Source organism: Streptomyces sp. NPDC020192 (assembly GCF_044388685.1).
In the GTDB taxonomy this organism is placed as follows: domain Bacteria; phylum Actinomycetota; class Actinomycetes; order Streptomycetales; family Streptomycetaceae; genus Streptomyces.
On record NZ_JBIRXG010000022.1, the window covers coordinates 103,361 to 120,237 of the forward strand.

The 16,877-nt window shown below is 71.8% G+C and carries 15 protein-coding genes; 6 read left to right on the forward strand and 9 right to left on the reverse strand.

The features are described 5' to 3' along the window. Nucleotides 1-8: 8 nt before the first annotated feature. The 3 genes from ACH47Z_RS34365 to ACH47Z_RS34375 all read right to left on the reverse strand — a co-directional run bounded on the left by ACH47Z_RS34365 (nucleotide 9) and on the right by ACH47Z_RS34375 (nucleotide 2,878). The gene (locus tag ACH47Z_RS34365; RefSeq protein ID WP_399080802.1) at nucleotides 9-1,499 is read right to left on the reverse strand and encodes a hydrolase; all 1,491 of its coding nucleotides are present in this window, start codon (nucleotides 1,497-1,499) and stop codon (nucleotides 9-11) included. A 175-nt stretch (nucleotides 1,500-1,674) separates the two neighbouring features. Continuing rightward, nucleotides 1,675-2,451 carry a GNAT family N-acetyltransferase gene (locus ACH47Z_RS34370; protein ID WP_399080804.1) on the reverse strand — a complete coding sequence of 259 codons (777 nt, stop codon included), beginning with the start codon at nucleotides 2,449-2,451 and terminating at the stop codon, nucleotides 1,675-1,677. A gap of 40 nt (nucleotides 2,452-2,491) precedes the next feature. Next, nucleotides 2,492-2,878 carry a MerR family transcriptional regulator gene (locus tag ACH47Z_RS34375; protein WP_399080898.1) on the reverse strand — a complete coding sequence of 129 codons (387 nt, stop codon included), beginning with the start codon at nucleotides 2,876-2,878 and terminating at the stop codon, nucleotides 2,492-2,494. 59 nt (nucleotides 2,879-2,937) lie between these two features. Here ACH47Z_RS34375 and ACH47Z_RS34380 point away from each other — a divergent pair, with 59 nt between their 5' ends. Both ACH47Z_RS34380 and ACH47Z_RS34385 read left to right on the forward strand, forming a co-directional pair. Then, complete coding sequence (locus tag ACH47Z_RS34380) at nucleotides 2,938-4,236, forward strand: MFS transporter (protein ID WP_399080806.1); 1,299 nt, start codon at nucleotides 2,938-2,940, stop codon at nucleotides 4,234-4,236. Next, complete coding sequence (locus ACH47Z_RS34385; RefSeq protein ID WP_399080808.1) at nucleotides 4,220-4,696, forward strand: nucleoside deaminase; 477 nt, start codon at nucleotides 4,220-4,222, stop codon at nucleotides 4,694-4,696. Before ACH47Z_RS34380 ends, ACH47Z_RS34385 begins: the two co-directional genes overlap by 17 nt. A 41-nt stretch (nucleotides 4,697-4,737) precedes the next feature. On the opposite strand, the gene ACH47Z_RS34390 is transcribed toward ACH47Z_RS34385, so the two are convergent. The 3 genes from ACH47Z_RS34390 to ACH47Z_RS34400 all read right to left on the reverse strand — a co-directional run bounded on the left by ACH47Z_RS34390 (nucleotide 4,738) and on the right by ACH47Z_RS34400 (nucleotide 6,847). Then, nucleotides 4,738-5,592, reverse strand: coding sequence for a GNAT family N-acetyltransferase (locus tag ACH47Z_RS34390; RefSeq protein WP_399080810.1), 855 nt, complete (start codon nucleotides 5,590-5,592; stop codon nucleotides 4,738-4,740). After that, nucleotides 5,589-6,098 carry a hypothetical protein gene (locus ACH47Z_RS34395; RefSeq protein WP_399080812.1) on the reverse strand — a complete coding sequence of 170 codons (510 nt, stop codon included), beginning with the start codon at nucleotides 6,096-6,098 and terminating at the stop codon, nucleotides 5,589-5,591. The genes ACH47Z_RS34390 and ACH47Z_RS34395 overlap by 4 nt, the downstream gene beginning before the upstream one ends. Nucleotides 6,099-6,172: 74 nt before the next feature. After that, a complete protein-coding gene (locus ACH47Z_RS34400) occupies nucleotides 6,173-6,847 on the reverse strand; it encodes a chaplin (RefSeq protein WP_399080814.1) in 675 nt (224 codons plus the stop codon). A 308-nt stretch (nucleotides 6,848-7,155) separates the two neighbouring features. Between ACH47Z_RS34400 and ACH47Z_RS34405 the strand changes: the two genes are divergently transcribed. Both ACH47Z_RS34405 and ACH47Z_RS34410 read left to right on the forward strand, forming a co-directional pair. Continuing rightward, the gene (locus ACH47Z_RS34405; RefSeq protein WP_399080816.1) at nucleotides 7,156-8,751 is read left to right on the forward strand and encodes an alpha/beta hydrolase; all 1,596 of its coding nucleotides are present in this window, start codon (nucleotides 7,156-7,158) and stop codon (nucleotides 8,749-8,751) included. Nucleotides 8,752-8,882: 131 nt separating this feature from the next. Further along, the gene (locus tag ACH47Z_RS34410) at nucleotides 8,883-9,422 is read left to right on the forward strand and encodes a DUF4232 domain-containing protein (protein WP_399080818.1); all 540 of its coding nucleotides are present in this window, start codon (nucleotides 8,883-8,885) and stop codon (nucleotides 9,420-9,422) included. Here the strand turns inward: ACH47Z_RS34410 and asnB are convergent. Together asnB and ACH47Z_RS34420 are read right to left on the reverse strand one after the other, a co-directional pair. Next, nucleotides 9,415-11,256: an asparagine synthase (glutamine-hydrolyzing) gene (gene asnB / locus ACH47Z_RS34415; protein WP_399080820.1), complete on the reverse strand. Its 1,842-nt coding sequence runs from the start codon at nucleotides 11,254-11,256 to the stop codon at nucleotides 9,415-9,417. The genes ACH47Z_RS34410 and asnB overlap by 8 nt on opposite strands. A gap of 327 nt (nucleotides 11,257-11,583) precedes the next feature. Next, nucleotides 11,584-12,360 carry an alpha/beta fold hydrolase gene (locus tag ACH47Z_RS34420; protein WP_399080822.1) on the reverse strand — a complete coding sequence of 259 codons (777 nt, stop codon included), beginning with the start codon at nucleotides 12,358-12,360 and terminating at the stop codon, nucleotides 11,584-11,586. A gap of 157 nt (nucleotides 12,361-12,517) precedes the next feature. Here ACH47Z_RS34420 and ACH47Z_RS34425 point away from each other — a divergent pair, with 157 nt between their 5' ends. Both ACH47Z_RS34425 and ACH47Z_RS34430 read left to right on the forward strand, forming a co-directional pair. After that, nucleotides 12,518-13,612, forward strand: a complete 1,095-nt coding sequence (locus ACH47Z_RS34425; RefSeq protein WP_399080824.1) for a chemotaxis protein — start codon at nucleotides 12,518-12,520, stop codon at nucleotides 13,610-13,612. Between the two features lie 89 nt (nucleotides 13,613-13,701). Then, a complete protein-coding gene (locus ACH47Z_RS34430) occupies nucleotides 13,702-14,736 on the forward strand; it encodes a Gfo/Idh/MocA family protein (protein WP_399080826.1) in 1,035 nt (344 codons plus the stop codon). Here the strand turns inward: ACH47Z_RS34430 and ACH47Z_RS34435 are convergent. Continuing rightward, entirely contained in the window at nucleotides 14,726-16,753 is a 2,028-nt protein-coding gene (locus tag ACH47Z_RS34435) for a phosphocholine-specific phospholipase C (RefSeq protein WP_399080827.1), read from the reverse strand. The genes ACH47Z_RS34430 and ACH47Z_RS34435 overlap by 11 nt on opposite strands. Between the last annotated feature and the right edge of the window lie 124 nt (nucleotides 16,754-16,877).

A 16,877-nucleotide genomic window follows, 5' to 3' on the forward strand; every position in this document is an offset into this window, starting at 1 on the left:
CCGGTGCGTCAGGCGACGTTGAGCGCGGTGTCGTCCACGACGAAGGACGTCTGGTACTGGGAGCCCTCGGTGCCGGTGAACTTCAGCGTGACGGTCTGCCCGGCGTAGCCGCTGAGGTCGAAGCTGCGCTGGGTGTAGCCGGAGGCCGCGTCGAGGTTCGAGTACGTGGCCAGGGTGCCCAGGACCGTGCCGGAGCTGTTCAGCACCTGCACCTTGAGGGTGTCGTAGGCCGTGCTGGTGGAGGTCTCGGCGGTGTCGACGTGCAGGGAGAAGCCGAATGTCGCCGTTGAGCAGCCGGACGGGATGGTCACCGACTGGGAGAGGGTGTCGGTGGTGGCGGTGCCGTAGCCGTCGAGCCAGGCGTAGTACGAGCCCGAATGAGCCGACTCACCGGTCGCGTTGGTGATCACCCCGCTGGACGCGCTCCAGGTGGTGTTGCCGGACTCGAAGCCCGGGTTGCCGAGGAGCTGGGCGGCGGTGCAGGTGCCGGTGCCGCCGCCTCCGGTCCCGCCGCCTCCGGTGCCGCCGCCTCCGGTCCCGCCGCCGCTGGTGCCGCTCGCGCCGGAGAGCCACTCGGTGGCGTTGAGCGCGAGGGCCGCGTTGGTGGCACTGGAGTCGTTCCAGCCGTCGTACAGGGTGTTGCCCGCCTGGCCGGTGCCGTCGTCGATCGGGGAGCTGTCGCCCCAGTAGGCGACGCGGCCGCTGCCGAAGGCGCTGGTCAGGAAGAAGGCGCCGGTGTTGCCGGAGTAACCGGTGCGGTAGAGCAGGCCCTTGACGGAGGAGTTGTCGGCGGGCTTGAGCGTGGCCGTCGTCCCGTTGGCGATGAGGCTCTTGGTGACCGTGCCGAAGGAGCCGTGCAGCACCGGGTCGGTGCTGTCGCTGATCGCGGCCGGGTGGTCGGAGGAGATGTTGAGCGAGTCGATCGAGAAGCCGAACGGGTCGGTCGAGTCGACGCTGTTGTTGGTCATCAGGTCGTTGAGGATCTGGACCGAGTCGTAACCGTCGTTGTTGCGGTCCGATTTCGTGTGGTCGGAGATCATGAACAGCCCGCCGCCGTTCTTCACGAAGTTCATGATCGCCGTCTTCTCGGCGCTCGTGAACAGCGTGTTGGGCTCCGGCAGGACCAGCGTGTCGAAGTTCGACAGGTCGAGCGAGGACGAGCCGCCGTAGCTGAGGCTGTTGCCCGAAGGCAGCGTCTTCAGGCTGTAGTTGCCCGTCTTCTGCAGCGCCACACCCCAGGAGGAGAGGGCGCCGGTCCAGTCCGTCTCGGCGGACGGTGAGGAGTTCTCGCCGAGCGGGTCGGGCTGACTGGTGGAGATGATCCAGTCGGCGTTGCCGGCCGTCTCGGCGTGGGCGTTGTCGAACAGGATGCGGTGCGTGGTCGCCGCGTGGGCGGGGGTGCTGCCGCTGCCGACCTGGACGGCGGCTCCGGTGAGGAGCAGCCCGAATCCGGCCAGGGCGGTGGTGAGTCTGCGGCGGGATCTCCTGGATCCAAGCATCCGGCGAACCTCCATGAGGGGTGGGGAGGGGCGGTGGGGGCGCCCAAATCTGCGCGCGTAGAACCGGATTGAGGGTTCTACACGCGTGGACTGTTTGAAAGGTACATGGCATGAAGGCCCGGTGAACAGAAAGTCCTGGCAATGAACGGACAGCCCCCTGGGCGAGGGCGGCGCCTCACTCTCCGTACAGATAGGGCGTGGTGGTGCTCAGGGCGTGGAAGCCGAGGCGCTCGAGGATCGGGCGGCTCATGGGTGAGGCGTCGACCTGGAGGTAGCGGTAGCCGTGGGCGGCGGCGATGCGGGCGCGGTGGGCGACCAGGGCGCGGTAGATGCCCCGGCCGCGCCAGGCTTCGACGGTGCCGCCGCCCCACAGCCCGGCGAAGGGGATGCCGGGCACCAGCTCCATCCGGGCGGAGCTGACCGGTGTGTCCCCGGCGAGCGCGACCACGGCGACGACGGTGCCGGGGTCGGCGGCCAGCCGGGTGAGCATCTGGTGCCGCAGCCGGGTGCCGTCGGTGCCGAAGGCCTGCTCGTGCACGGCCACGACGAGGTCGACGCCGGCCTCGTCGGCGGCCGCCACGAGCCGGATGCCGGCGGGTGGTTCGGCGTCCAGAGCGAGCCGGCCGGTCTCGGCGACGAGCAGCGTCTCCTCGGGTTCGGCCCGGAATCCGGCGGCGGTGAGCCGGGCGCCCAGGTCCGCGGGTTGGTCGTGGCCGTAGAGCTTCCACTCGAAGTCCCGGCCGAGAGAGGTGAAGTACTCGATCTGCTCGCGGATCGCCCGGTCGGCGCCGGCCGTGTCCAGGTCGCTCCAGAGCACGCCGTTCCAGCCCTGGGCGTCCGCGACGTGGCGCACGACCGCGCCGGCCCGTTCGATCCGGGCGCCGGGGCCGTCGGGGCGGACGCGTTCACGCATGTCTCGGTCGTAGAGGGCGAGTACCGCTGTGTGATCCATGCGCACAGCCGATCAGGTCGGCCCCGGCCGGGCAACGGAATTACCGCCTGTCGGACCCGCTCGCGTCCGGCCGTACGGCGGCGAGGTAGGCGGTGAGCCGGTCACGGTTGCGGGCCAGGCAGTCGATGCGCGTCTGGATGCGGTCGATGTGCCCCTGGAGCAGGGCGGCCGTCTGCGGGGTCACGCACTCGGCGGGCGGGTGCAGCTCGCCGGGCCCGGAGAGGTACGGCAGGATCACGCGGATCATCTCGGTGGTGAGCCCGGAGTCCAGCAGGCCGCGGATCTGCTGGACGTCGGCCACCGCGGACTCGGGATAGCTGCGGTAGCCGTTGTCCGCGCGCTCGGGGTGGAGCAGGTCCTGTTCCTCGTAGTAGCGCAGCAGCCGGGTGGGGACACCGGTGCGGCGCGACAGTTCACCGATCCGCATCATGGCCTCCCGCCACATGTTTGACCTTCACATTGATGTGAGGCTCCGACCATGGTCGCATGACCATGTTCTCCACGTCTTCCCAGGTCAAGGGCGTTCGTTTGCCGTGGTCGGGGCTGCTCGCCCTGTCCTGCGCCGCGTTCACCGCCGTCATGACGGAACTCCTCCCGGCCGGGCTGCTACCCGCGATGGCGCCGCCGCTCGGGGTCGCCGAGTCCCGGATCGGGTTCCTCGTCACGGCCTACGCGGCCGCCTCGTTCGCGGCCGCGGTCCCGGTCACCGCCGCGCTGCGCGGGCTGCCGCGGCGGCTGGTGCTGTCCGGGGCGCTGCTCGGCTTCGCCGTGAGCAACGCGCTGGTCGCGCTGTCCTCGTCGTACCCGCTCACCTTCGCGGCGCGGCTGCTGGCCGGTGCGATGGGCGGCACCCTGTGGGCGATGCTGGCCGGCTACGCGGCCCGGATGGTGCCGGCCGAGCGGCGCGGGCGGGCCATCGCCGTCGTGCTCGCCGGGATCACCCTGGCGCTGTCGCTCGGCGTGCCCGCAGGTACCGCGCTGGCCGGTGCGGTGGGCTGGCGCGCGGCCTTCGGCACGCTGGCCGCGCTCGCCGTGCTGCTCGTGGGCTGGGTACGGCTGTCCGTGCCCGCCTTCCCCGGCGAACCGGCGCACGCGCGCGTGCCGCTCACCCGGGTCGCACGGCGCCCCGGGATCCGCCCGGTGCTGTCGGTGACCCTGTTCCTGCTGCTGGGGCACCAGGTGATGTACACGTACATCGCCCCGTTCGCCGCGCAGGTGGGGTACGGCCGTACGGGCCTGCTGCTCGCGGTGTTCGGGACGGCCACGGTGGCCGGGATCTGGCTCACCGGTGTGCTGATCGACCGGTGGCCGCGCCGCACACTGCTGGTGGCGCTCGCCCTGTTCGCGGGCGTGCTGCCGGTGCTGGGCCTGGGTGCGGGGGCGCACGCGCTGCTGGTCGGCGCGGTCGCGGTGTGGGGCATGGCCTTCGGCGGGGCGCCGACGCTGATCCAGACCGCGCTGGTCGACGCATCCGGCCCGGCCGACGCCGATGTGGCGACCTCGCTGCAGACCACGGTGTACAACGCGGGCATCGCGGCCGGTTCACTCACCGGCGGGGTGGCGCTGGACTCGCTGGGCGTCGGTGCCCTGCCGTGGACCGCGCTGGCACCGGCCGTGCTGGCGCTCGCCACGGTCACGGCGGGCCGCCGGTACGCCTTCCCGGCCGTGCGGCGCGGTGGTGCCCCGGAGGCAGGCCCGTCGGCCGAGCCGGGTGCGGTGGCCGTACCCTGCGCCGCCGGAGATCATGTGGTGAGGAGGTCGGTGCGCGATGGTGAACGACTGTGAGCTGCGGTATCTGCGCCGCTGTGTGGAGCTGGCCGGTGAGGCGCTGGACGCCGGTGACGAGCCCTTCGGGTCGCTGCTCGTGGGCGCGGACGGCACGGTGCTGGCCGAGGACCGCAACCGGGTGGCCGGCGGCGACGGCACCCGGCATCCCGAGTTCGAGCTGGCCCGCTGGTCGGCCGCGCATCTGACGCCCGAGGAACGGACGGGGGCCACCGTCTACACCTCCGGCGAGCACTGCCCGATGTGCGCGGCCGCGCACGCCTGGGCGGGGCTCGGCCGCATCGTGTACGTCGCCTCGTCCGCGCAACTGTCCGGCTGGCTGGCCGAGTGGGGGGTACCGCAGGCGCCGGTGCGGGCGCTGCCCGTCCAGGAGGTCGCACCCGGTGTGGCCGTGGAGGGGCCGGTGCCGGAGCTGGTGGACCAGGTACGCGAGCTGCACCGGCGCCGCTTCCTGTCGTAACTCCCCCGCCTCACCGCCTGGTTCGGTAACTCCTTGGTATTTCAGCCGAGTTCGAGGGTGGTGACGCCGTACACGCGGTGCTGGGCGTGGGCGCGGACCGGCCCGGTGTACATCCGGGCGGTCTCGAACGAGGCGTGGAATCCGGCCTCTTCGGCGAGGGCGAGGCCGGCCGTGTTCGGCTCGGGCACGTCGATGGCGACCTCGCGGCCGGCGGCCTCGGCCGTGAGGGCGGCGAAGAGAGCCCGGGCGTCCTCGGTGGTGTCGGCGAAGAGGGGGCCGATGCGCAGGCTGTCGCGGCCGGGGCGCAGCACGCCGTAGCCGGTGAGACGTTCGCCGTCGTGACGGACGAAGGCCCGGTGGCCGGGGCCGGTCAGCCACTCGGCGAGGAAGCGCGGACGGTCGGCCGGGTAGCAGACACCGTCGTAGGCGCTGATCGCGGCGAGGTCGGCGGGACCGGCCGGCCGGATGCCGTCGGGCACCTCGCCCTCGGGTGCGGTGCCGGTGAACCGGATGGTGCGGTAGGCGAGTTCGAACCCGGACTGGCGGTAATTGTGCTGCTGGGCGACGACTCCGTCCAGGCCGACGGTGCGGTTGCCGGCGTGGGCTAGGGCGGTCTTCCAGGTGGTGAGGCCGTGGCCGTGGCCGCGCAGGTCGGGGCGGACCAGGTAGCAGCCCAGGAAGGCGTAGTCGGAGCCGTAGTTGACGACCGAGATGGCCGAGACGGGCTCCCCGTCGATCCGGCCGAGGAAGAACCCGTCGGGGTCCTGCGCGAAGAACGCCGGCCCGTCGGACACTCCGGGATTCCAGCCCTCCGCCGCCGCCCACCCGGCGATCACCGGCCAGTCGGCGAGGGTGGCCTGGGTGACGACGAGGTCGTGGGGGGCCGCAGAGGTCATCGGTGCGCTCCATTTCCGTCGGGACCGGACTGCCGTACCGCATCCTTGCGGACCGACGCAGGCCGCGCCACGGGAAGATCAGCCGTTACGACACCCCGCACCACACGCAGCAGCACAGGCGCCGTGGCGACGACGAACAGTCCGAAGAGGGTGATCGGCAACAGCCCCACCGGCCGCAGCAGTTCTTCGGGATGCGCCTTCACCCAGCGCCGGTTGACGTACCAGTTGCCGAGGACGTCCAGTGTCATCACCGCGGCCGCCAGCCGGAAGCCCCAGGGCCGCAGCCCCAGGGTCAGGGCGGCGGCGAGCGGGTCGAGGACGACCAGAGCGACGAAGAACACCTGCAACGGCACGGGGCCGAAGCCGGCATAGGCGTGCGGTCCGCCGCGCGCCAGGACCAGGGCGTGATCGCCGGTCCCTTCCAGGAATCCGGCGGCGTAGACCACGAGAGCCGCCCGCGCCCGGCGCGGCAGCGCCCGCCATCGTCCGCGTATGCCGTCCGTCACCGGGACAACGTACTGCACCCATGATCCGGCCCCACCGGGCCGGCGTCCGGTGGGGCCGTGCGGGGTGGGGTGAATCAGCGGGTGCGGCCCGGGCGGAAGCGGCGGTAGAGCATCGTGCCGCTGAGGAGCAGCGCGGCGCTGCCGGCGACCGCGGGGAGGGTCGCGTCCGTACCGGTGTGGGCCAGGGAGGTCACGATCGAGTGGGGAGCGGCGGCCGGGGCCGGGTGGTGCTTCACGGGCGCCGGGGGCGTGGGGGCCGGGCCTGTGGGGGCCGGGGATGTGGGGGCCGGCGTGTGCGGGGTCTGCGGTTGCCGGGGCTCCTCGGCGGGACCGTTGACCGATGTGTTGCCCTCGACCGGGTTGCCGATGCCGACCACGTTGACGCTGTTGCCGCTGACGTTCACCGGCAGGTGGACCGGAAGCTGGACACCGTTGCCGGAGAGCACGCCGGGCGAGTCCTGGGCGGTGCCGTGGGCCGAGGCGCCGCCGGACGTGGCCGATCCGCTCGTCGCGGCTGCGCCGGTGTTCGCGCAGCGGTTGCCCGCCGCGGGGTTGAGCAGTCCGGCCACGTTCACGGTGTTGCCGCACACGTTCACCGGCACGTCCACCGGGAGCTGGATGCCGTTGCCGGAGATCAGCCCGGGCGAGCCGGCCGCGGAGCCGTCGGCGGCGGCGCCGTCGGCCGCGAAAGCGGCGGACACCGGCAGCGCCACGGCCATCGCTCCGGAGGCTGCGACGAGGGCGATCACGCCGTTTCGGGTAGCCCGTCTCATAGGTTCCCTGCCTTCCAGACATCGTCGCGGGCACTCGCCCGCACCCTCTAAAACGCAGGCGAACCATCCGAGTTATGGCCAATCGGTCTTTCACCCACTTGGGCGACACTGTCATCGAACCGTACACAAAGCCTCTCAATGATCATCACCTGGAAATAAAAAGTGCGAATCATATGACACCAGGCACCGTCCCGCTCGTCCGGAGGCGGGCGCTCCGGGGCCCGCTTATGGTGATCCGAGGGCGCCGTCCCCCGGTCCGCGACAGGCGTCCCGGGAGGCGATCGATGCAGGCCAAGCCGTCCACACGGCCCGCCGTGCGGCGCTGCGCGGGTATCGGATTCCTCACCCTGGCGCTGCTCGGCGCGGGGCTGCCCGCGGCCGTGGCCGACCGGCCGCAGCCCGACCTGTCCCGGTTCTACCGGCAGAAGCCGACCTGGACTGCCTGCAAGGGCCCGGACATGCCGAAGGACCTGCAGTGCGCCAAGGTCACCGTCCCGCTCGACTACGCCCGCCCCCGCGCGGGCACCCTCGACATAGCCCTGGCCCGCTACCGGGCGACGGGGACGTCACAGGGCTCGGTACTGCTGAACTTCGGCGGACCGGGCGGCCCGGGGGTCAGTGAACTCGCCTCCGACAGCCGGGAGTTCATGGACCTGACCAACGGCTACGACGTGGTGACCTTCGACCCGCGCGGTGTCGGCGGCTCCTCCCCCGTCAGCTGCGGCGAGGGCGGCGACGACGCCTCCGGCACGACGGACGGCACCGTCGACCTCGCCCATCCGCAGGCACTGCTGCGGCAGTTGGAGCGGGCCGCCGGCGAGTGTGCCCGGTACTCCGGCCCGGTGCTGGCCCACATCGGCACCGTGAACGCCTCCCGCGACCTGGACGTCATCCGCCAGGCACTCGGCGACAAGAGGCTCAACTACCTGGGCTTCTCCTACGGAACCCGGCTCGGCGCGGTGTACGCGGCGCAGTTCCCGCACAGGGTCGGCCGGTTCGCCCTCGACGGCGTGGACACGCTGACCGAGCCGCTGTCCGAGCAGGGGGTGGCCGGGGCCGAGGGACAGCAGACCGCGCTGGACGATTTCCTGGACTGGTGTACGGCGGATGTCGCCTGTCCGTTCGGGCAGGACCGGCGAGCGGCCGGGGACCAGGTCGTACGGCTGGTGAACTCGCTCGACGAGCACCCGGTGCCCACCGACTTCGGCACCAAGTTCTCCGGGCAGGATCTGGTGGGAGCCATCGGACAGGCCCTCTACAGCAAGCAGTTGTGGCCCTCGCTGGAGCGGGCGCTGGCCTCGCTGGTCCAGGACGACGACACCCGGGGCGTGCTGAACTTCGCCACCGGGGGCACCGGCCTGCCGGTCCGGTCGGGCGGCGGGCCGGTCGATCCGCAGGACGTCCCGGCGGACAATCTGGCGGCCGCGCTGATGGCGATCAACTGCGCGGACGACCCCGACCGGCCCGACGCGGCCCGGATCACCGAGGACCTCAGGGATCTGCAGGACAGGTACCAGCAGGCCTCCCCGGTCTTCGGCCGCTACCGGCTCACCCAGCTGCTCATGTGCTACGGCCGGCCCAGGGGCACCGACTTCATCCGCGACCGGGTGAAGAACGTCGACAGCGCGAAGATGCTGCTCGTGGGCACGCGCGGCGACCCGGCGACGCCGTACCGGTGGACCGTGGAGACGGCGGCCCGGCTCGGCCCGTCGGCGGTGGTGCTCGACAACAAGGGTGACGGCCACACCGGGTACACCTCCTCCGTGTGCGTCCACCAGAAGATCGACGACTTCCTGCTGTACGGCACCCTGCCCCCGAGCGGCAGTTCCTGCCCGGCGGACGGGAAGGACTGGAGCGCGAGCGGCAACACCGACAACTGATGACAGGTGAGGCGCAACCGGGTGACGGGCGTGCATCCGGTACAACCTTCCGCCGTACCCGGACGTCGCCCTGTGCAGGCGCGCTTCGGCCGCCGTATCCGCGTACGTGACCGCGACAGGGAGAGACCGTCATGCGCATCCGCGCCGCCCTCGCCGTACCCGCCGCCTCGGCGGCCCTGCTGCTGACCGCGCAGCCGGGCCAGGCCGCCACGACCACGACCACCAAGGCCGCCGGCGATCACGCACGGGCCGTCCGCTGCGCCGAGTCGGCGCTGACGGTCCGGGCGAAGGCCGTGCCCGGCCGTCCGACCGTGGTGCGCATGAGCGTCACCAACCGCACCGCCCGCGCGTGCGTGGTCGACCGCGTGCCCACGGTGACCTTCGGGGACCTGGACGGAGCGGCGCTGCCGGTGCCGGCGGGCGGCACCGGCAGCTACCGGCTCGCGGCGGGCCGGTCCGCGTACGCGGACGTGCGGACCATCGTGAACCCGGCGGACCCGCAGGCCCGACGGACGGACAGCCTCACCGTGGCCGCCTCGGCCGCGCACTGGGGCCGCACGTTCCCTGCCGACCGGCTCGGCACCGGCAGGCAGGTGCCGGTGTGGGAGCCGGTGACCACGTGGTGGCAGCCCACGGCGGCGGCCGCGGACCGGGCCATCGGCCTCAGCTGAGCACCACCTCGGGGGAATAGGCGTCCAGCCAGCCCGCGAGTTCCAGGGCGCGTTCCAGGACACGCCGCTCCACCTGGGTGCTGACCGGGGTCTCGCGCTCGGCGGCCTCGCGGAGCCGCTCCCGGTCGACGAGGTCGAAGACCGGGTGGGAGGGCCGGGAGAGGAGGTCCTTGGCCTGTGCCTGCAGGGCGACGGCGTACTCCGGGTCCTGGGTGGAGGGGTACGGGCTCTTCACCCGCTCGTACACCGAGCGCGGCAGGACGTCCGCGGCCGCCTCGCGCAGCAGGCTCTTCTCCCGGCCGTCGAAGGACTTCAGGGCCCAGGGGGCGTTGTAGACGTACTCGACCAGCCGGTGGTCGCAGAACGGCACCCGGACCTCCAGGCCCACGGCCATGCTCATCCGGTCCTTGCGGTCGAGCAGGGCGCGCACGAAGCGGGTCAGGTGCAGATGGCTCATCTGCCGCATCCGGTACTCGAAGTCGCTCTCGCCGTCGAGCCGTTCGATGCCGGCGACGGCGGTGCGATAGCCGTCGGCGACGTAGCTCTCCAGGTCCAGGGACTTGGTGAGGTCGGCGCGCAGGACGTCGGCGTCCTCGCCGAAGTGCCGGCTGAAACTGGCCAGCCAGGGGAAGGTGTCGGCGCGGCGCGCCTCCTCGTCGAAGAACTGCAGGTAACCGCCGAAGACTTCGTCGGCGGACTCGCCGGACAGGGCGACCGTGGACTTCTCTCGGATGGCACGGAAGAGCAGCAGCAGCGAGGAGTCCATGTCACCGAAGCCGGCCGGCAGATCGCGGGCGCGGATCACCCGCTCGCGCACGGCGGGGTCGGCGAGGGACTGGGCGTCGAGCACGATGTCCTGGTGGTCGGTCCGGGCGAGCTCGGCCACGTCGTGCACGAAGGGCGTGTCGGGGGTGCCGCGCAGTTCGTCGGCGACGAAGTTGTCGGTCTGGCCGACGAAGTCGACGGCGAAACTCCGTACGCGCTCGCCCTGTTCGGCGAGTTGCCGGGCGGCGATCGCGGTCATCGCGGAGGAGTCGAGGCCGCCGGAGAGCAGGGTGCAGCGCGGTACGTCGGCGACCAGCTGGCGGCGCACGATGTCGTCGAGGAGGGAGCGCACGGTGGCGATGGTGGTGTCACGGTCGTCGGTGTGCGCGAGGGTCCGCAGCCGCCAGTAGACGCGGGTGCTGATGCCGGAACGGTCGACGGTGACGACGGTGCCGGGCTCCACCTCGCGCATGCCGTCCCAGATCGCGTGCCCGGGCGTCTTGATGAGCACGAACAGCTCGCGCAGGCCGTCCAGCGTGACCCGGCGGCGGGCCAGCGGGTTGGCGAGGATCGCCTTGGGTTCGGAGCCGAACAGGACGCCATCGGGGGTGGGGTGGTAGTAGAAGGGCTTGATGCCCATGCGGTCGCGGATCATCACGAGCTTGTCGTGCCGGCCGTCCCAGACGGCGAACGCGTACATCCCGTTGAGGCGTTCGGCGACCTCGTCGCCCCATTCGAGGTAGCCGTGCAGGACGACCTCGGTGTCGGAGTCGGTGGTGAACCGGTGGCCGCGGCCCTCGAGTTCACGGCGCAGCTCGGTGAAGTTGTAGGCCTCCCCGGAGTAGACCATGGCGATGGTTCCCTCGGGGGTCGGCAGGGACATCGGCTGGCGGCCGCCGGGAAGGTCGATGATCGCGAGACGGCGGTGTCCCAGGGCGGCCGGGCCCTCGGTCCAGGTGCCGCGGTCGTCCGGGCCCCGGCAGGCCATCGTCTCGGTCATCGCATGCAATGTGGTGGCCTCGGCGGTCAGATCACGGCCGTAGGAGACCCATCCGGTGATGCCGCACATGCGTTACCTCCTGCCTCCGGTTCGCGGCCGCTTCCCGCGCTCACCTGTACCTTCCGCGGTGATCCGGGTTCCGGTCGGCAAATCGGTTGTATCGAGCACCTATATCTACGAGCGTCCGCCAGTTGCCCGAGGCAGTCAACGCGGGCGTAACACGGTCGGCCCCCTCTCCCCGATGGTTTCGGCCGCTTTTTGCTCGCGCGAAATCCGGCGGAGGCCGCACCACCGGGCCGGTGCCGTCAGGAACCGGCCAGAGGCAAAGACTTCCCCAAACGCCACACGGGTCAGGCGCTTTCGGTCAGGCAGGGTCAGGCTTTCGGCCAGGAGAAGTCAGGCCCGCGCCAGGAACCGCTCCAGCGCGTCGGTCAGCTCGGCCGGCTTCTCCAGGGGCAGCTCATGACCCGCGTCGAGGACACGGACGACCGCGTCCGGATACGCCGTGGCCATCCGCAGCATCTGCCGCACCGGCAGCTGGACGTCGTGGTAACCGTGCACCATCAGGGTGGGCGTGCGGATCTCACCGGCCCGGTCCAGGACGTCGAAGGCCCGCATGGCGCCGTAGAGCGTCATGACGACCTCGCGCGGAGTGCCGGCCGAGGCGCGGATGTGCGCCCGGATCTCCTCGCGCGGATAGCCGGGCGCGAAGGCGCGCTGGATGTTGGCCGCCACGAACAGTTTGAACGGCACCAGCGTGGACACGGCCATGAGCAACCCGCGCCCACGGCTGTAGGCCATCCGGGCGATGGAGCCGACCAGCACCAGCCGCTCCACCCGGCCGGGGTGGGCGAGGGCGACGGTCTGCGCGATCATCCCGCCCATGGAGTGGCCGACCAGCGCGAACCGTTCGACCTCGAGGTGATCGAGGAGGGCTACGACGTCGTCCGCCAGCTCCGCGATCGTACGGACCCCGGCTCCCGTGCTCTCCCCGTGGCCGCGCAGGTCGAGGCGGATCACCCGGCGTCCTGCGGAGAAGTGCGCAGTCTGGTGGTCCCAGCGGTGCCGGTTCGCGGTCCAGCCGTGCACGAACACCAGGGGCGCCTCGGGCGCGTCACGGGGACCCTCGTCGTCGTACGTCAGGGTCGCTCCGGCGACGTCGAGCTGCGGCATGGGGGCCTCCTGGGTGCGCCACGGTTCGGTTACTGGCGGGTACGGTATCCGGCCGCGGGGCGCCGCGTCACCGCCTCCCGGCGGGGAGTTCCCAGCGCACGCCGGGTCCGCTTTTACCCCGAATGCCGTATGCGTGAATCCGCCCTATCGTGCTGTCATGGAGCACGCACTGAGTCCCGCGACCCTGGCCGAACTGCGGCGCCCTCGTCCCTACCCGGCGGTGTCCGTGCTGACCCCGACACACCGTCGTGAACCGGACAACGAGCAGGACCCGGTCCGGCTGCGCAATGTCCTCACCGAGGCGCGCAAGCGCCTGGAGGCCGACCCCGCCGTCACCCGTGAACGACGCAACGACGTCGAGGCCCAGCTCGACCGCGCACTGGCCGAGGTGGACCTGGCACACGCCGAGGACGGTCTGGTGATCTTCGCCGCGCCGGGCGAGCACCAGGTCTGGTCCCTGGCCCGTACCGTGCCCGAGCGGGTGGTGCTCGCGGACACCTTCCTCACCCGCAACCTGGTCGCCGCGCACGCGGCCGAACGGCCCTTCTGGGTGCTGTCGGTCTCCGCGGACCGCGTCACCCTGTGGAGCGGCGGCGAGGGCCGTGTCGTGGCGGAGGAGTCCGGCGGCTTCCCGCTGGAGCGGCGGCAGCCGAACTTCGATCCCGAGCGCCAGGAGCAGATCGGCGACACGCCGAGCGCGTACAGCGACGAGGGCACGCGCCAGTTCCTGCGCGAGGCCGACACCGCCATGGCCGCGCTCCTGCGCGAAGAGCCCCGGCCGCTGTACGTCACCGGCGAACAGGCTGCGCTGTCGCTGCTGGAGGAGGCCGGCAACGTGGCCAAGTGTGCCGTCCAGGTCCCGCACGGCGGCCTCACGCACGCCGGTCACGAGGCCGTGTGGCAGGCCCTGCGGCCGGTGCTGGAGGACGAGGCCCGCAAGGACACCACGTCCGTCGTCGACGAGCTGACCTCCGCGCGCGGCCGCAAGACCTACGCGGCCGGTCTGGACGAGCTGTGGCAGAGCGCCCGCGACGGACGAGTCCGGCTGCTCGCCGTCGAGGAGAACTTCCGGGCGACCGTCAACGACCTCGGCGGCCATCTGGTGCCGGCCGAGCCCGGCGACCTCGAGGCCCGCGAGGACATCGTGGACGAGATCGTCGAGCAGTGCCTGCAGACCGGCGCCGAGGTCCGCTTCGTACCCGACGGCACCCTGGGCGACGCCCACGGGATCGCGGGGGTCCTGCGCTACTGAGCAGCCCCGCGGCACCGAGCCGCTCCCCCGGCAGCGCTCCCTGCCCGGCGTACGCTACGGCGTGATCGTCGGCGTAAGGGAGCGCGCGCATGGGTGAGCTGCTGGGTGTGGCGGTACTGGGTGCCGGACACATGGGGGCCGATCACATACGGCGGCTCGACCAGGTGGTGAGCGGAGCCAGGGTCGCGGCCGTGGCCGACCCCGACGTCGAGCGGGCGAAGGAAGCGGTGGCCGGCCTCACCGGGGTGAGTGTCCACCCGGACGCGGAGAGCGCGCTCGACGCGCCCGGTGTCGCCGCCGTGCTGATCGCCTCCCCCGGCCCGGCTCATGAGGAGGCGCTGCTCGCCGCCTTCGCCCGGGGACTGCCGGTGCTGTGCGAGAAGCCCATGGTGCCGGACTCCACCGGCGCGCTGCGGATCGTGGAGGCCGAGGCCGGGCTGGGCCGCAGGCTGGCGCAGATCGGCTTCATGCGCCGCTACGACGCCGAGTACCGGCGGCTGAAGGCGCTGCTGGACGGGGGCAGCCTGGGCCGGCCGCTGATGCTGCACTGCACCCACCGCAATGTCTCCTCGCCGCCGGACTTCACCAGCGCGATGCTGGTCAACAGCTCGGTCTCGCACGAGATCGACGCGGCCCGATGGCTGCTCGGGCAGGAGCTGACGGCGGTGACCGTGCTGCGGCCCACGCCGCCCTCGGACGCCCCGGCGGGCCTGCTCGATCCACAGTTCGTGCTGTTCGAGACCGACCGGGGCGCTCTGGTCGACGTCGAGGTCTTCGTGAACTGCGGCTTCGGCTACCAGGTGCGCTGCGAGGCCGTGTGCGAGCGGGGCAGCGCCCGGATCGGCGACGAGCACACCATGGTGGTCACCACCGGCGGGACCGCCCGCGAAGAGGTGGCGCAGGACTACCTCGTGCGCTTCGCCGCCGCCTACGACCGCGAGGTGCAGGCGTGGGTCGACGCCACCCGGCGCGGCGAGGTCACCGGCGCGAGCGTCTGGGACGGCTACGCGTCCTCGGTCGTCGCCGAGGCGGGGGTCCGGGCGCTGGAGACCGGCGGCCGGGTGGCCGTCGGACTCGCCCCGCGCCCGGACCTGTACGACCCCTGCGCCGGGGTCAGCCGCTGACGCTCGCGGCGCCCGTCTCCAGGTGCCCGGTGAACCGGCGCGACCAGGTCGTGTCGGAGTCGACGGTCACCGTGAAGTCGTACCAGCCGTTCTGGTAGGCGACCGCGTTGAAGAAGTCCTCCGTCGAGCCGCCCGCGGCGACCGTGTAGGTCCACGGACCGTCGCCGCGGTAGTGGTTGGAGGTGATGGTGAACTTCACCGACGACGCACCGGAGTTGGCCATCTTGAAGTAGACCGCGAGCTTGCCGGTGCCGGGCTCAACGGCGTAACGGGTGCTGACCTCCGCCGACTTGCCGGCCTTGGTGGCGTCGCCCTGGAAGCGGCGCAGGAAGCGGTTGGGGCCGACCATGGTCAGGTCGTACCTGCCGCCGCCGAAGCCCGTGCCGATGTTGAAGGAGTCGGAGGCGGTACCGCCCGCGTCGACCGTGTACTGCCAGGGGGTGGTGTCGCGGTAGGCGTTGGGGTGGATGGAGAAGTGGGCCGCCCGGGAAGCCGGGTCGCCCTGGTTGGTCATGGTGAACCAGGCGAGGATCTTGCCGGCCGCGCCGAACTCCAGGTGGTCCAGACAGCCGTTCGGCTGGTACGGCAGCGCGCGGGCGGGCCGGGTGCCGGACTCCTGGGCGGGCAGGGCGTTGTCCGTCGGCACCGGGTTGGGCAGCGGGCCGCAGGTGTTGATGCCGATGACGCTGGTCGCGGGCAGCGAGACCGCGCCGTAGACCGGGTTGGCGAAGTCGAAGACGCCGGTCAGGTCGCCGCTCACCTTGCGCCGCCAGTCGCTGATGTTGGGGCACTGGGCGGGCGTGCCGAGGGCGGCCGTCCAGGTCTCCAGGAAGCGCAGCACCGAGGTGTGCTCGAACACCTCGGAGGACACCCAACCGCCGTGTGTCCAGGGCGAGATGACGATCATCGGTACGCGGAAGCCGAAGCCGTACGGCACCCCGTTGAGGAACTCCCCGGCGGTTCCGGCGGGCGGGGACGGCGGGGGCACGTGGTCGAAGTAGCCGTCGTTCTCGTCGTAGTTGAGGAACAGGACGGTGGAGTCGAGGACGTCCGGTTCTGCGGCGAGGGCCTGGTAGACGAGGTTGACGAAGTGGGCGCCGTCGCCGGGCGGGGCGTAGGGGTGTTCGGAGAAGGCCTGGTCGGGGACGACCCAGGAGACCTGCGGGAGGGTGCCCGCGAGGACGTCGGCCTTGATGGCCGCGGCGATGTCGTCGGGGGTCGAGCCGGTCACCTTCGGCACCGAGGACATGCCCCGGTCGTACAGCGGGTTGCCCGCCGTGGCGTTCGCGAAGTTCTTGAAGTAGGCGCAGCCGTTGTCGCCGTAGTTGTCGGCCGCGTTCTGGTAGACCTTCCAGCTCACCCCGGCGGCCTGCAGCGCCTCGGCGTAGTTCTGCCAGGTCAGGCCGGACTCGTCGCCGCCGTCGTAGGAGGAGGAGTCGACCTTGCCGCTCCACAGGTAGGTGCGGTTGGGGCCGGTGGCGCTGAGCGTGGAGCAGAAGTAGGCGTCGCAGATGGTGTAGTTGTCGGCGAGCGCGTAGTGGAAGGGGATGTCGGAGCGGTCCAGGTAGCCGAGCGAGCGGACGTTGCCGACGCCCGCGACCCAGTTGTCCATGCGGCCCTTGTTCCACGCGGAGTGCTGCGAGGACCACGAGTGGGGCAGGTCGCCGTTGCACTGGGCCAGGGTCTCGCCGTTCTGGCCGCCGGCGGAGGGGGTCGCGCTGAGCTTCCACGGATACTGGCGGCCGAGCCCGTTCGGCTGGTCGAAGACCGGATACCCGCCGCTCAGGGTGATGCCGCTGCGGTCGCCGAAGCCGCGCACACCCCTCAGACGGCCGAAGTAGTGGTCGAAGCTGCGGTTCTCCTGCATGAGGATCACCACGTGCTTGACGTCCTGGATCGTGCCGGTCGCCGTGGTCGATGCGGCAGCCGCGGTACGAGGGGTGCCGGCGCCCAGCGCCGCACCCGCCGCGACGGACGCGCCCAGCCCCACGAAGCCTCTTCGGCTGATCGGTGTCATTCGCCCCGTCCTCGTCACCTCGTGTGCCCCAGCGGCACACCGCGCGCCAGGGTGCACGGGGCGATCGTCAGGGTCCATACCCATGCGGTGAGGCGAAGGTGAACAGAAGTCAAAGTCGGTCGGG

What these genes read in the sequence shown, in the direction of transcription:
- ACH47Z_RS34365 (WP_399080802.1), bottom strand. Translation starts at nt 1,499, where the DNA reads ATGCTTGGATCCAGGAGATCCCGCCGCAGACTCACCACCGCCCTGGCC.
- ACH47Z_RS34370 (WP_399080804.1), bottom strand. Translation starts at nt 2,451, where the DNA reads ATGGATCACACAGCGGTACTCGCCCTCTACGACCGAGACATGCGTGAA.
- ACH47Z_RS34375 (WP_399080898.1), bottom strand. Translation starts at nt 2,878, where the DNA reads ATGCGGATCGGTGAACTGTCGCGCCGCACCGGTGTCCCCACCCGGCTG.
- ACH47Z_RS34380 (WP_399080806.1), top strand. Translation starts at nt 2,938, where the DNA reads ATGACCATGTTCTCCACGTCTTCCCAGGTCAAGGGCGTTCGTTTGCCG.
- ACH47Z_RS34385 (WP_399080808.1), top strand. Translation starts at nt 4,220, where the DNA reads ATGGTGAACGACTGTGAGCTGCGGTATCTGCGCCGCTGTGTGGAGCTG.
- ACH47Z_RS34390 (WP_399080810.1), bottom strand. Translation starts at nt 5,592, where the DNA reads ATGACCTCTGCGGCCCCCCACGACCTCGTCGTCACCCAGGCCACCCTC.
- ACH47Z_RS34405 (WP_399080816.1), top strand. Translation starts at nt 7,156, where the DNA reads ATGCAGGCCAAGCCGTCCACACGGCCCGCCGTGCGGCGCTGCGCGGGT.
- ACH47Z_RS34410 (WP_399080818.1), top strand. Translation starts at nt 8,883, where the DNA reads ATGCGCATCCGCGCCGCCCTCGCCGTACCCGCCGCCTCGGCGGCCCTG.
- asnB (WP_399080820.1), bottom strand. Translation starts at nt 11,256, where the DNA reads ATGTGCGGCATCACCGGATGGGTCTCCTACGGCCGTGATCTGACCGCC.
- ACH47Z_RS34420 (WP_399080822.1), bottom strand. Translation starts at nt 12,360, where the DNA reads ATGCCGCAGCTCGACGTCGCCGGAGCGACCCTGACGTACGACGACGAG.
- ACH47Z_RS34425 (WP_399080824.1), top strand. Translation starts at nt 12,518, where the DNA reads ATGGAGCACGCACTGAGTCCCGCGACCCTGGCCGAACTGCGGCGCCCT.
- ACH47Z_RS34430 (WP_399080826.1), top strand. Translation starts at nt 13,702, where the DNA reads ATGGGTGAGCTGCTGGGTGTGGCGGTACTGGGTGCCGGACACATGGGG.
- ACH47Z_RS34435 (WP_399080827.1), bottom strand. Translation starts at nt 16,753, where the DNA reads ATGACACCGATCAGCCGAAGAGGCTTCGTGGGGCTGGGCGCGTCCGTC.